This is a genomic window from Lysobacter sp. F60174L2 (assembly GCF_052547135.1).
On record NZ_JBQWRA010000001.1, the window covers coordinates 685,183 to 697,988 of the forward strand.

14 protein-coding genes are annotated in these 12,806 nt (G+C 68.7%); 10 read left to right on the top strand and 4 right to left on the bottom strand.

The features are described 5' to 3' along the window. The first annotated feature begins 1 nt into the window (after nt 1). Nucleotides 2–874, top strand: coding sequence for an NAD-dependent epimerase/dehydratase family protein (locus tag ACT9AS_RS03065; RefSeq protein ID WP_445098639.1), 873 nt, complete (start codon nt 2–4; stop codon nt 872–874). Here the strand turns inward: ACT9AS_RS03065 and ACT9AS_RS03070 are convergent. The 3 genes from ACT9AS_RS03070 to ACT9AS_RS03080 form a co-directional block, all read right to left on the bottom strand. After that, nucleotides 871–1,758 carry an EamA family transporter gene (locus ACT9AS_RS03070; RefSeq protein WP_445098640.1) on the bottom strand — a complete coding sequence of 296 codons (888 nt, stop codon included), beginning with the start codon at nt 1,756–1,758 and terminating at the stop codon, nt 871–873. The two genes, ACT9AS_RS03065 and ACT9AS_RS03070, sit on opposite strands and share 4 nt — an antisense overlap. Next, entirely contained in the window at nt 1,759–2,229 is a 471-nt protein-coding gene (locus tag ACT9AS_RS03075; protein WP_445098641.1) for an Mpo1-like protein, read from the bottom strand. A gap of 137 nt (nt 2,230–2,366) precedes the next feature. Beyond that, nucleotides 2,367–3,278 (bottom strand): phosphoribosylaminoimidazolesuccinocarboxamide synthase, encoded by a 912-nt coding sequence (locus tag ACT9AS_RS03080; protein WP_445098642.1) that lies wholly within the window; start codon nt 3,276–3,278, stop codon nt 2,367–2,369. A 176-nt stretch (nt 3,279–3,454) separates the two neighbouring features. Between ACT9AS_RS03080 and ACT9AS_RS03085 the strand changes: the two genes are divergently transcribed. The 8 genes from ACT9AS_RS03085 to ACT9AS_RS03120 all read left to right on the top strand — a co-directional run bounded on the left by ACT9AS_RS03085 (nt 3,455) and on the right by ACT9AS_RS03120 (nt 10,642). After that, complete coding sequence (locus ACT9AS_RS03085; RefSeq protein ID WP_445098643.1) at nt 3,455–3,826, top strand: DnaJ domain-containing protein; 372 nt, start codon at nt 3,455–3,457, stop codon at nt 3,824–3,826. Between the two features lie 107 nt (nt 3,827–3,933). After that, nucleotides 3,934–4,608: a ribulose-phosphate 3-epimerase gene (rpe, locus tag ACT9AS_RS03090; protein WP_445098644.1), complete on the top strand. Its 675-nt coding sequence runs from the start codon at nt 3,934–3,936 to the stop codon at nt 4,606–4,608. Between the two features lie 205 nt (nt 4,609–4,813). Beyond that, complete coding sequence (gene yegS, locus ACT9AS_RS03095) at nt 4,814–5,821, top strand: lipid kinase YegS (protein WP_445099021.1); 1,008 nt, start codon at nt 4,814–4,816, stop codon at nt 5,819–5,821. A 209-nt stretch (nt 5,822–6,030) separates the two neighbouring features. Continuing rightward, nucleotides 6,031–7,452, top strand: a complete 1,422-nt coding sequence (gene trpE / locus ACT9AS_RS03100) for an anthranilate synthase component I (protein ID WP_445099022.1) — start codon at nt 6,031–6,033, stop codon at nt 7,450–7,452. A gap of 1 nt (nt 7,453) precedes the next feature. Further along, nucleotides 7,454–8,032 carry a glutamine amidotransferase-related protein gene (locus ACT9AS_RS03105; protein WP_445098645.1) on the top strand — a complete coding sequence of 193 codons (579 nt, stop codon included), beginning with the start codon at nt 7,454–7,456 and terminating at the stop codon, nt 8,030–8,032. Nucleotides 8,033–8,037: 5 nt separating this feature from the next. Next, complete coding sequence (gene trpD, locus ACT9AS_RS03110; protein ID WP_445098646.1) at nt 8,038–9,093, top strand: anthranilate phosphoribosyltransferase; 1,056 nt, start codon at nt 8,038–8,040, stop codon at nt 9,091–9,093. Beyond that, a complete protein-coding gene (gene trpC, locus ACT9AS_RS03115) occupies nt 9,090–9,881 on the top strand; it encodes an indole-3-glycerol phosphate synthase TrpC (protein ID WP_445098647.1) in 792 nt (263 codons plus the stop codon). The genes trpD and trpC overlap by 4 nt, the downstream gene beginning before the upstream one ends. Then, on the top strand, nt 9,878–10,642 hold the full coding sequence (locus ACT9AS_RS03120) for a haloacid dehalogenase-like hydrolase (protein WP_445098648.1): 765 nt from the start codon (nt 9,878–9,880) through the stop codon (nt 10,640–10,642). The genes trpC and ACT9AS_RS03120 overlap by 4 nt, the downstream gene beginning before the upstream one ends. Before the next feature lie 60 nt (nt 10,643–10,702). Here the strand turns inward: ACT9AS_RS03120 and crp are convergent, their stop codons facing one another. Beyond that, complete coding sequence (gene crp, locus ACT9AS_RS03125) at nt 10,703–11,392, bottom strand: cAMP-activated global transcriptional regulator CRP (protein WP_445098649.1); 690 nt, start codon at nt 11,390–11,392, stop codon at nt 10,703–10,705. 191 nt (nt 11,393–11,583) lie between these two features. On the opposite strand from crp, the gene speD reads away from it, so the two are divergent. Beyond that, nucleotides 11,584–12,375, top strand: a complete 792-nt coding sequence (gene speD, locus ACT9AS_RS03130; protein WP_445098650.1) for an adenosylmethionine decarboxylase — start codon at nt 11,584–11,586, stop codon at nt 12,373–12,375. The last annotated feature ends 431 nt before the right edge of the window (nt 12,376–12,806 follow it).

The window sequence follows — 12,806 nt, forward strand, 5'->3', positions numbered from 1 at the left end:
CATGCGCGAGGCGCTGGTGTTCGGCGGGTCGGGCCAGGTCGGCCGCCCCGTGATCGGGCGCCTGCGCGCGGCCGGCTGGCAGGTCACGGCGCTGTCGCGGCGTGATCAGCCCGGCGCCGACGGACTGCGCTGGCGGGTTGGCGATTTCGATGCGATGCCAACCTTGCCGAAGGCGTTCGAAGCGATCATCAGTTGCGGGCCACTGGACCGGTTCGGACGCTGGTACGCGGGGGCGGACGTTGTCGCACCGCGGGTGGTCGCGTTCGGTTCGACCAGCATCGAGACCAAGCAGGTGTCGGCCGACGCGTCCGAGCGGGACCTGGTGCGGCGCCTGGGCGAAGGCGAGCGCAACGTGTTCGAGACCGCACGCTCGCGCGACGCCGCCGCCACCCTGCTGCGACCGACCCTGGTCTACGGCAGCGGCCGCGATGCCAGCCTGACCCGGATCGCGCAACTGGCCCACCGCTGGCATCGCTTCCCGTTGCCGCGCGGTGCCACCGGCCTGCGCCAGCCGGTGCATGTCGACGACCTCGCCGATGCGGCGATGCGCTGCCTCGACCAGCCTGCCAGCTTCGGCCACGCCTACGCGGTGCCTGGCGGCGAGACGTTGCCGTATCGCGAGATGGTCGCGCGCGTACTGGCTGCGCTGCAGCCGCCGGCGCAGTTGATCGAGTTGCCGCCGGCATTGTTCGGACTGGTCCTGCGCGTCGCCCAGGCCACGGGTCGCGCGCGCGGACTCGGCGGCGCCGCGGTGGCGCGCATGCAGGACGACCTGGTGTTCGATGCCACGCCCGCGCGCGATGATTTCGGCTACGCGCCGCGGCGGTTCCAGCCCACTGCGGAGATGTTCGATCCCGCCCGCGCCGGCGCCTAGATTTCCTTCGCCAGCGGCATCGTCCGCGATTTCTTCAACGCCCGCAGGGCCACGCCGAGCACGCCGCCGAGCACCATCGCGCCACCGATATACAGGCGCGGGCCGGGCCGGTCGCCCCAGAACGCGATGCCCAGTCCGACCGCCATCACCGGTACCAGCAGCAGCCACGGCGTGACCTGCGCGACCGGATGCTTCTGCACCAGCACGTAGTACAGCCCGTGCCCGAGCAGCGAGGAAATGAATGCCGCATAGGCCACGCCGACCCAGGCCACCCAACTGGCCGAGGCCAGCGCGGGGATCGCCCCCGGCTCCAACGCGATGCTGATCGCCAGCAGCGGTAGCACCGCGATCAGTGCCGTCCAGCCCTGCATGCTGTAGGCGTCCAGTCCGCGCAGGCCCTTCATGAGCACCGTGCCGATCGCCAGGAACAGCGCCGACACCAGCATCAGCCCCAATGCCAGCGGATCATCCAGCACCAGCGGGTCGAACCCCAGCACCATCACCCCGCCGAAGCTGATCGCGATCGCGAGCCCGGTGCGCCATGCGAACTTCTCGCCGAGCACCACCCACGCCAGCAACGTGGTCATCGGGATGTAACTCTGGATCACGATCGCCGGGGAGGACAGGTCGCCGGCCATCTTCAGCGCGACGAAGCTCAGGCCGAAATGCAGCACGCCGACGCACAGGCACACCGACAGCAGCCGCGGCCACTGGCCCGGCGCCGGCCGCTTGATCCAGAACACGAGTGGCAAGCCGAGCGCGATGAAGCGCAGCGCGGTGAACAGGAACGGCGGCACCTCGCGCAGCGCGTAGGCCGAGGTCAGGAAGTTGCCGGCCCAGGCGACGCAGACCAGCAGGACCAGGGCGATGTCGCGCGATGACATCTACCAGGTCCAGCCGAGCTTGCGGTAGAGCTTCGCCAGCACCCAGGCCGGCCCGATCAGCAGGTAGGTCAGGTCGGTCAGGAAGCTCGGCTTGCGGCCTTCGATCTTGTGGCCGACGAACTGTCCGATCCACGCCACCACGAACACCGCGACCGCCAGCCACAGCAGGTTCGTCGTGCCCACGCCGTCATGCAGCCAGCGCGTCAGCCAGCCGAGCGCGACGAACACCACGAGCATGCCGACGCCGAGTTTGCGCGAGGCGCGGTAATAGAACATCCACGCCGCGAACATCGCGATCCCGGCCCAGAACCCGGCGCGGAACCACGTCCCGGGCGACGGTATGCACCATAGCAGCGCGATCACGCTCCACAGGATCGCGGGCACGCAGAGCACGTGGATCCACTGGTTGGTCGCGTTGCGGTGGTCGCCGGAGTAGCTGGCGAACCAGCGGTCGATCGGGCGTTGGGCCATGGCCATGATCCGTGGATCCCGTGTAAGGAGCGACGTGGGTCGCGACCTGTACATCGTATCGCGGCTTCGGCGGGTCGCGACTTGCGTCGCTCCTGCAAAAGCCGGTGTCCGGCGCGTCGCACGGGCGCCGGCATCGTTCAGTCGATATCTATTCCCGCCAGCCGCTGCAGCGCCTCGGCGTAGCGCGCGCGGGTCCGTTCGATCACGTCTTCCGGCAGCTTCGGTCCGGGCGCGGTCTTGTTCCAGTCCAGCGTTTCCAGGTAGTCGCGGACGATCTGCTTGTCATAGCTCGGCGGGCTGCTGCCGACCTGGTATTCGTCGGCGGGCCAGTAGCGCGAGGAATCCGGCGTCAGCATCTCGTCCATCACGTACAGCCGGCCATCGGCGTCGGTGCCGAACTCGAACTTGGTGTCGGCCAGCAGGATCCCGCGCTCGGCGGCGTAGTCGGCGGCGAAGCGATACAGCCTGAGCGTCGCGTCGCGTACCGCCTCGGCCAGCTCGGCGCCGCACAGGCGCACGGCGGTGTCGAAGTCGATGTTCTCGTCGTGGTCGCCGACCGCGGCCTTGGTCGACGGGGTGAAGATCGGTTCGGCCAGCTTTTCGGCCTGGCGCAGGCCGTCGGGCAGGGCGATGCCGCTGATGCGGCCGGTGCGCTGGTAGTCCTTCCAGCCGCTGCCGATCACGTAGCCGCGGGCGATGCACTCGATCGGCACCGGCTTGAGCCTCCGGGCCACCACCGAGCGCTTCTCGTACGACGCGGGATCGACGCCCGCGGGCAGCACGTCGGCGACGTCGATCCCGGTCAGGTGGTTGGCGACGATGTGGCCGGTCTTGCCGAACCAGAAATTGCTGATCTGGCACAGCATCTCGCCCTTGCCCGGGATCGGGTCGGGCAGCACCACGTCGAACGCGCTGAGGCGGTCGGTCGCAACCATGAGCAGGTTGTCGCCGGGCAGGTCGAACACGTCGCGGACCTTGCCGCGGTGGCGCAACGGCAGGCCGGGCAGGTCGGATTCGGAAAGCGCGGGTCGCAGCAGGGTGTTGGACAACGTCGGATCCCTTGGTGGCACGTGGTCCCCGCCTGCGCCGGGGCGGCTGTCGGGCCGCCGGTTCCACGCGCGCGTGCGCGACGGGGCCGGGCAGTGTACGACGGTCCGCGCCCGGCTGCAGGTAAACTGCCGGCCTTGGCACCGGGCGAACCGGGGAGCGCGATGGTGCGGCACCGATGACCCGCTGGTACGGCAAGTTGCTCGGGGTGGTGCTCGGCATGGCGCTGCTGCGGTTCAACCCGCTGTTCGGGGCGCTGGCCGGGCTGCTGGTCGGCCACGCCTTCGACAGTGGCTGGTTCCGGCGGGAGGGCTCGAAGGGCCGTTCCGCCCCGGGACCGTCCGGCGACGACCCGTATGCCGTGCTCGGTGTCAGCGAACAGGCCAGCGACGCCGAGATCGAGCGCGCCTATCGCCGGCTGATATCGCGCCACCACCCGGACCGGGTGGGCGGCGACGCCGGTGAGCCGCACCGCCAGGCCGTCGCCCGCGCGGGTGAGATCAACCGCGCCTACAAGCGGATAAAGACCATGAGGAAACCGCCTGGATGATCAGGCCCACAACACCCATGTAGGAGCGACGTAAGTCGCGATCCCCGAACTCCGACCGCCTGCGCGGTCGCGACTTACGTCGCTCCTACAAGAACCGAGGCCCGCCCATGCAACCGACCGTCATCGCCCCGTCCATCCTTTCCGCCGACTTCGCCCGCCTTGGCGAGGAGGTCGACAACGTCATCAAGGCCGGCGCCGACTGGGTCCACTTCGATGTCATGGACAACCACTACGTGCCCAACCTGACCATCGGCCCGCTGGTCTGCGAGGCGCTGCGCAAGCATGGCGTGACCGCACCGATCGACGTGCACCTGATGGTCGAGCCGGTCGACCGCATCGTCCCGGACTTCGCCAAGGCCGGCGCCTCGCTGATCAGCTTCCACCCCGAGGCCAGCCGCCACGTCCACCGCACCGTGCAGCTGATCAAGTCGCATGGCTGCCAGGCCGGGCTGGTGCTCAACCCCGGCACCCCGGTGGAGGTGCTCGACTACGTACTCGACGAACTCGACATGGTGCTGCTGATGTCGGTCAACCCCGGCTTCGGCGGGCAGGCGTTCATCCCGTCCACGCTCGACAAGCTGCGCCGCGTGCGCGAGCGGATCGACAACAGCGGCCGTGCGATCCGACTGGAGATCGACGGCGGGGTCAAGGTCGACAACATCGCCGAAATCGCGGCCGCCGGCGCCGACACCTTCGTCGCCGGTTCGGCGATCTTCAACGCTCCCGACTACGCCGACGTGGTCGGCCGGATGAAGGCGGCGGTGGCCGGCGTGCGCGGCTGAGGCCGGCGCAAAAAGAAGACCGATGTCCGGGGCGGCCATCGGTCTCCAGCAATGATTGGAGGCAATCCCGCCTCCGCCAGTCGTCCCTGTTATGGCCTTCCATGCTCCGGGCATTGCATTACGTGGCGATGACAGCGGAGGCAGGTCGCCGCCGCTTTCACGACGGTATTGCTAGCCTGCCGCGATGACCGAATCCCGTATCGCCCTGGCTTCGCCGCGCTGGCGCCTGATCCTCAACGGCAAGTCCGCCGGCGACGAGCCGCTGCGCGCGGCGGTCGCGGCGATGCGCGAACAGGGCATCGCATTGAGCGTGCGGGTGACCTGGGAGGAGGGCGACGCCGAGCGCTACGTCGCCGAAGCGATCGCCGACGGCGTCGACACCGTGGTCGCGGCCGGCGGCGACGGCACCCTGAGCGAAGTGGCGACCACCCTCGCGCACCGCGATAAGGACGCCGACGCATTGCCGAGCTTGGCGCTGGTGCCGATGGGCACGGCCAACGACTTCGCCAGCGCCGCGGAAATCCCGCTGGAGCCGGAGGCGGCGCTGGAACTGGTGCGCAGCACGACCGCGCAGCCGATCGACCTGCTGCGCATCGACAGCAACGACCGCGTCCACTGGTGCGCCAACCTCGCCAGCGGTGGCTTCGGCACCCAGGTCACGGTCGAGACCGACGAGGGCCTGAAGAAGATGCTCGGCGGGCTGGCCTACATGATCACCGGCATCGCCAAACTCGGCCGGATCGACCCGGTCCAGGCCCGGATCAGCGCGACCACGACCGCCGGCGAGGCGTTCGAATGGCAGGGCGGTTTCATCGCCCTTGGCATCGGCAACGGCCGCCAGGCCGGCGGTGGCCAGGCGCTGTGTCCGGATGCGGTGATCGATGACGACCTGCTCGACCTGACCATCGTCCCCGAACTCGAAGGCGAGGTCGCGGCCACCCTCGGCGCGCTGATGGCGGAGGGCAAGGACGCCGCGCTCGAACGCCTGGCGGTGCGCCGGCAACTGCCGTGGGTCGAGATCGAGGCCGACGCGCCGCTCACCCTCAACCTCGACGGCGAGCCGGTCGAGTCGACCCGCTTCCATGTCGACTGCGTGGCCCGGCGCGTGCGCATGCACTTGCCGCCGGGTTGCCCGTTGCTGCGTCCGCCCGGCAATCCGCTGCCGGCCACGGACGAATCGCCGGACTCCCCGCCGGGGCTTGTCATGGCGTAGACTGCGCCGAATGAATTTCCGGGCGAACCAGTTTCTCTGCGATACCGGCTCCTGCAATGCCGGTACGGGTTGGCGATGGTGGCTTGCCGCCGTCGTCCCCGATCCGTCGCATCCAGAGGAAATGCCGAGTGTCCACGCCCGACAGCCAGTTCGAACGCTTCAACCAGCAGGCCGCTGACGGCCATACCCGCATCCCGGTGGTGCGCGAGGTGTTTTCCGACCTCGACACGCCACTGTCGGTCTACCTGAAACTCGCCGACGGTCCGCACACCTACCTGTTCGAATCGGTCGAGGGCGGCGAGCGCTTCGGCCGCTACTCGATCATCGGCCTGCCTGCGCGTCGGGTGTACGCGTTCGCCGGCCACACCCTGTACGTCACCGAGCACGGCGAGCTGGTCGAGGCGCGCGAAGTCGCCGACCCGTTCGCCGAGGTCGAGCGCCTGCGCACGCAGTTCTCGGTGCCGCGGATCGACGGCCTGCCGGGCTTTACCGGCGGCCTGGTCGGCTGGTTCGGCTTCGAGTGCATCCAGTACATCGAGTCGCGGCTGGCCGGTGGCGACAAGCCCGACGAACTCGGCACCCCCGACATCCTGCTGATGCTCAGCGAGGAGGTCGCGGTGTTCGACAACCTCAAGGGCCGGTTGTACCTGGTCGTGCACGCCGACCCGGCCGAGCCGCAGGCGTACGCGCGCGCCAACCGCCGGCTCGACCAGCTGGTGCACCGCCTGCGCAACAGTGGCGCGAGCTACCCCGAGACGCTCGATCCCAATGGCCTGGACGAAGCCGATTTCGTCTCCGGGTTCACCCGCGAAGCCTTCATCGAGGCGGTCGAGCAGTCGAAGGAATACATCCGCGCCGGCGATATCTTCCAGGTCGTGCTGAGCCAGCGCCTGAGCGTGCCGTTCAGGGCGCGTCCGGTCGACGTCTACCGCGCCTTGCGCGCGCTGAACCCGTCGCCGTACATGTACTTCCTCGACGTCGGCGAGATGCAGGTGGTCGGCTCATCGCCGGAGATCCTGGTCCGGCTCGAGCACGACGAGGCCGGGCGCGGCACCGTCACCGTGCGGCCGATCGCCGGCACCCGCCCGCGCGGCGCGACCCCGGCCGAAGATTCCGCACTCGAAGCCGAACTGCTCGCCGACCCGAAGGAACGCGCCGAGCACCTGATGCTGATCGACCTCGGCCGCAACGACGTCGGCCGGGTCAGCGAGGCGGGCACGGTCGAGGTCGGCGAGCAGTTCGTGATCGAACGCTACAGCCACGTCATGCACATCGTCAGCGAGGTCACCGGCACGCTGAAGCCGGGCCTGGGCTATGCCGACGTGCTGCGCGCGACGTTCCCGGCCGGCACCGTCAGCGGCGCGCCGAAGATCCGCGCGCTGGAGGTGATCCGCGAACTCGAGCCGATCAAGCGCAACGTCTACGCCGGCAGCATCGGCTACCTCGGCTGGCACGGCGACGCCGACACCGCGATCGCGATCCGCACCGCGGTGATCCAGGACGGCCGCCTGCACGTGCAGGCCGGCGCCGGCATCGTGTACGACTCCGACCCGGAAAAGGAATGGGACGAGACCATGAACAAGGGACGCGCGCTGTTCCGCGCGGTTGCCGAAGCGGCGCGGGGGCTCTGACGTGCTGCTGATGATCGACAACTACGACAGCTTCACCTGGAACCTCGTGCAGTACCTGCAGGTACTCGGGGCCGAGGTGAAGGTGGTGCGCAACGACGAGCTGGACATCGCGCGGATCGAGGCGCTGGCGCCGGAGCGCATCGTGATCTCGCCGGGGCCGTGCACGCCGAACGAGGCGGGCGTATCGCTGCAGCTGATCGAACGGCTCGGCGCGCGCGTGCCGATCCTCGGCGTCTGCCTGGGCCACCAGGCGATCGGGCAGGTCTACGGCGGCGAGGTGGTGCGGGCCAAACGGATCATGCATGGCAAGACCTCGCCAATCCGGCACCAGGGCCGCGGCGTGTTCGCCGGCCTGCCGGACGGTTACGAGGCGACGCGCTACCACTCGCTGGTGGTCGCCCGCGACAGCGTGCCCGACTGCCTGGAAATCACCGCGTGGACCGAGGACGAGGCGGGCGGGTTCGATGAAGTCATGGGCCTGCGTCATCGCGAACATCCGGTCGAGGGCGTGCAGTTCCATCCCGAGTCGATCCTGACCGAGCACGGCCACGCGATGCTGAAGAACTTCCTGGAGCGTTGAACGAGATGCCGATCACCCCGCAAGAAGCCCTGCAGCGCACCATCGAGCACCGCGAGATCTTCTTTGATGAGATGGTCGAGCTGATGCGCATGATCATGCGCGGCGAGGTCTCGCCGTTGATGACCGCGGCGATCATCACCGGCCTGCGGGTCAAGAAGGAAACGGTCGGCGAGATCGCCGGTGCGGCGCGGGTGATGCGCGAGTTCGCGCGGCCGGTCGAGGTCGCCGACCGCACCCACCTGGTCGACATCGTCGGCACCGGTGGCGATGGCGCGCACACCTTCAACATCTCCACCGCGAGCAGCATCGTGATCGCGGCGGCCGGCGGCCGGGTGGCCAAGCACGGCGGCCGCAGCGTGTCGTCGAAGTCCGGCAGCGCCGATGCGTTCGAGGCGCTGGGCGCGGCGATCGAGCTGCAGCCCGAACAGGTCGCGCGCTGCATCGAGCGCACCGGCATCGGCTTCATGTACGCGCCGCTGCACCACCCGGCGATGAAGATGGTGGCACCGGTGCGCAAGGAGATGGGCGTGCGCACGCTGTTCAACATCCTCGGTCCGCTGACCAACCCGGCCAACGCGCCGAGCATCCTGATGGGCGTGTTCCATCCCGACCTGGTCGGCATCCAGGTCCGCGTGCTGCAGGAGATGGGCGCGCAGCGCGCGCTGGTGGTGTGGGGGCGCGACGGCATGGACGAGCTGTCGCTCGGCGCCGGCTCACTGGTCGGCGAGCTGCGCGACGGCGAAGTGCGCGAGTACGAGGTGCACCCGGAGGACTACGGCATTGCGATGGCGGCCAGCCGTAACCTACAGGTCGCCAACCCCGACGAGTCGATCGCGATGCTGCGCGAGGCGCTGGACGGTGTCGACGGGCTGCCGCGCGAGATCGTGGTGTTCAATGCCGGCGCGGCGCTGTACGTGGCCGGGGTGGCCGAAGACATCGGTGACGGCATCGATCGCGCACGCAAGGCGATCGCATCGGGCGCGGCGCGCGCCAAGCTCGACGAGTTCGTGGCGGTGACCCGGGAACTGGCGGGGCATGGCGTGGCGGGCGCGGGACAATGAGCAACATCCTCGACACCATCCTCGCGCGCAAGCATGAGGAAGTGCGCCAGCGCAGCCAGATCCGCACGCTCGACAGCGTCCGCGCACGCGCCGCCAACCAGCCGCCGCCACGCGGTTTCGTCGAAGCGATCCGGCGCAAGCACGCGGCCGGCGAGGCCGCGGTGATCGCCGAGGTCAAGAAAGCCAGCCCGTCGAAGGGCCTGATCCGCAAGGACTTCGACCCCGCCGCGATTGCCCGCAGCTACGAGGCCGGCGGCGCGGCGTGCCTGTCCGTCCTCACTGATGTCGACTTCTTCCAGGGCAGCAACCGCTACCTCGGCGAGGCGCGCGACGCCTGCCGCCTGCCGGTGCTGCGCAAGGATTTCATCGTCGACCCCTACCAGGTTTTTGAAGCGCGCATGATCGGCGCCGACTGCATCTTGCTTATCGTCGCCGCGCTGGAGGACGGGCCGCTGGTGGAGATGGCCAACCTCGCGCACGAGCTCGGCATGGACGTGCTGGTCGAGGTGCACGACATCGACGAACTGGAGCGCGCGCTGCAGGCCGACTGCGAGCTCATCGGCGTCAACAACCGCGACCTGCGCAGCTTCGAAGTGTCGCTCGACACGTCGCTGGATCTCAAGGGCGCGGTGCCGCCGGACCGCACGATGGTCACCGAGAGCGGCATTGTCAGCCGCGACGACGTCGCCCGGTTGCGCGGCGCCGGCATCCACACGTTCCTGATCGGTGAATCGTTCATGCGCGAGTCCGACCCGGGGGTGGCGCTGCAGCGGATGTTCGCGCCATGAGCACCGCCGGCGCGGAGCCCCGCAAGGACTATCCGGCCTCGCGCGATGGCGCGCCACTGGTGGTGTTCGATTTCGACCACACCCTGTACGACGGCGACTCCGGTGGCCACCTGTTCCGCTGGCTGATCCTGCGCGATTGGCGACGGATCGTCCTGGCGCTGCTGATCGCGCCGCTGTTCGGACCGATGGTGGCGTTCCTGCCGACCCGCCGCGTCGGCATCTCCGGCTTCGTCTGGGCCGGGACGATCGGCTTCCATCGGCGTCGCGACCTCGACACGCTGATCGACCGGTATGTCGCGCGGCACACCGATGAACTCCGGCCCCGCCTGTTGCCGGTCGCGCTGGACGTGCTTCACCGGCATCGCCAGGCCGGCGATCGGGTGGTGGTCGCGACGGGGGCCCCGCCGGAACTGGCGCGCGCGATCCTGGCCTTCGTCGCCCACGAAGACCTGCCGGTGGTCGGCACCGAGGTCGGCCCGCGGTTCGGCGCGGTGGTCGCAACCCGCCACTGCCACAACGAAATGAAGATGACGATGCTGCGCGAAGCCGGCTACACGGCGCCGGTGGCGGTCGCCTATTCCGACAGCAGCGCCGACCTGCCGCTGCTGCTGGCGGCCGACAGGCCCGTGGTGGTGAACCCGAAGGCGAACCGGGTGGAGTGGTTCCGCGAGGCTCTTCCGCCCGCCACACCGATCCTCAACTGGGGCTGCCCGGGGCGGGCTGGCGAGCCGGTGCCCGCCGCCGTGCCGTCCTCGTCGTAGGAACGACGCAAACGAAACGGGCGACCCGAAGGCCGCCCGTTCGAGTCAAGCATTGCCGACTCAGCGGGTGCCGTACAGCACCACGGTCTTGCCGCGGGCATGCAGCTTGCCGTCGGCCTGCAGCTTCTTGAGCACGCGGCCGGCCATCTCTCGCGAGCAGCCGACCAGGCGCGACAGCTCCTGGCGGGACACGCGCAACTGGGTGCCGTCGGGATGGCTCATCGCCTCCGGCTCCTTGGCCAGGTCGTGCAGGGCGCGGACGATGCGGTCGGTGACGTCGAGGAATGCCAGGCGGCCGGCTTTCCTGCTGGTATCGAGCAACCGGCGGGAGATCTGCGCGCCGATCGAATACAGCAGCTTCGGCGCATCGGTGGCCAGCCGCGACAGCAGCAGGTCGTAGAAGCGCTCGTGGCCGATCTCGGCCAGTTCGCATGGCGTGCGGGTGCGCAGGATCACTTCGCGCTGGTCGTTCTCGATGAACAGGCCCAGCTCGCCGACGAACTCGCCGGGACCGAAGTAGCCCAGGACCAGCTCGCGGCCGTCGTCCTCCTCGGTGATGATGCTGACCGAGCCGGACACCACGTAGTACAGGGTGCTGGCCGGGTCGCCCGGGCGGAACACGTCGGTGCGCGACGGGTACCGCCGACGGTGGCAGTGGGCAAGGAATCGTTCGATGACCGCGCCGTCGGGCATCAGCGGGCTGTTGGTTCTACGCAGAGCAGTCAATGGGGCTACCAGGTTGGCGGACATAGGCTAAGTGCTCGAGGCATCCGGCGAGCTTAGGTCGAACTGGCGGCGCGTGGCAAATCCCGCCGCTGAGCGGCAGCCGGACCGGGGCGCGGTCGCGCGAGGCCGCGCACGCGGGGTCGCGGCCGCGCATTTTCCCCGCGCCGGCAATTGCCCCATAATCCCCGCCCTGTCCGACGTACCGGGAAACCACCGTGGTCAAGCCGTTGCCGCGCCTGAGGTTGCAGGGTTTCAACAACCTCACCAAGGCACTCTCGTTCAACATCTACGATGTCAGCTTCGCCGCCTCCGAAGAGGAGCGGCAGCGCTATATCGAGTACATCGACGAGGCCTACAACGCCGACCGGCTGACCCAGATCCTGACGGACGTGGCGGACATCATCGGCGCCAACATCCTCAACATCGCGCGCCAGGACTACGACCCGCAGGGCGCGTCGGTCACCATCCTCATCTCCGAGGAGCCGGTGATCGACAAGAAGGATGCCAAGGGCGTGATTTCCGATGCCGTGGTCGCGCACATGGACAAGTCGCACATCACGGTGCACACGTATCCGGAGACCCATCCGGACAACGGCATCGCGACGTTCCGTGCCGACATCGACGTGGCGACCTGCGGGGTGATCTCGCCGCTGAAGGCGCTGAACTACCTGATCGAGTCGCTGGAGTCCGACATCGTGATCATGGACTACCGGGTCCGTGGCTTCACCCGCGACGTCAAGGGCAAGAAGCATTACATCGACCACAAGATCAATTCGATCCAGGACTACCTGCACAAGAACATCCGTTCGCGCTACGAGATGCTCGACGTCAATGTCTACCAGGAAAACATCTTCCACACGAAGATGCACCTGAAGGATTTCGACCTCGACCAGTACCTGTTCGAGGAGAAGGCGCGCAATCTGTCGTTCAAGGAGCGGATGAAGATCGAGGCGCGGCTGAAGCGCGAGATCGAGGAGCTGTACCACGGGCGCAACCTGGTCGATTGACCGGCGGCGTGGTGGGATGCGGAAGGCCGGCGTTGGTGCCGGCTTTTCTGTTTCCGGGTATCGGTGTCGGTGTCGAGGTTGAGGTCAACATCGGCAGTCGGGGGTGCTCAAAATCAACAGCAGGGCGGCTCGGCTTCGGCGAGGGGCGCCGCCCTGCCGGGGTATTGTCTCCGCCCCTCCGTCGGGCCGTCCATCGCCCGAGTCGGGGACGCGCGCCCGCTCCGCGGTCCGGCCCGGCGCAGCGCGCCGGGCGTTCGCCCAGACCGCGCGGCATGCCGCGCAAACGGTCTGGACTCACCCATGGCGCGCTCTCCGCAATACCCCGACAGGACGCCGCTTCGCGGCTTGGGGCTGTGGCGCTGGTTGGTTGAAGGAATGTTTCGTCGACGGCGCGGAACGAGCCGGCTGGCGTCGCCTGCGCCAAAGCGACT

Bases quoted from the DNA above. Each gene is read 5' to 3' on its own strand.
- ACT9AS_RS03065 (WP_445098639.1), top strand. From the start codon at position 2: ATGCGCGAGGCGCTGGTGTTCGGCGGGTCGGGCCAGGTCGGCCGCCCC.
- ACT9AS_RS03070 (WP_445098640.1), bottom strand. From the start codon at position 1,758: ATGTCATCGCGCGACATCGCCCTGGTCCTGCTGGTCTGCGTCGCCTGG.
- ACT9AS_RS03075 (WP_445098641.1), bottom strand. From the start codon at position 2,229: ATGGCCCAACGCCCGATCGACCGCTGGTTCGCCAGCTACTCCGGCGAC.
- ACT9AS_RS03085 (WP_445098643.1), top strand. From the start codon at position 3,455: ATGACCCGCTGGTACGGCAAGTTGCTCGGGGTGGTGCTCGGCATGGCG.
- rpe (WP_445098644.1), top strand. From the start codon at position 3,934: ATGCAACCGACCGTCATCGCCCCGTCCATCCTTTCCGCCGACTTCGCC.
- trpD (WP_445098646.1), top strand. From the start codon at position 8,038: ATGCCGATCACCCCGCAAGAAGCCCTGCAGCGCACCATCGAGCACCGC.
- trpC (WP_445098647.1), top strand. From the start codon at position 9,090: ATGAGCAACATCCTCGACACCATCCTCGCGCGCAAGCATGAGGAAGTG.
- ACT9AS_RS03120 (WP_445098648.1), top strand. From the start codon at position 9,878: ATGAGCACCGCCGGCGCGGAGCCCCGCAAGGACTATCCGGCCTCGCGC.
- crp (WP_445098649.1), bottom strand. From the start codon at position 11,392: ATGTCCGCCAACCTGGTAGCCCCATTGACTGCTCTGCGTAGAACCAAC.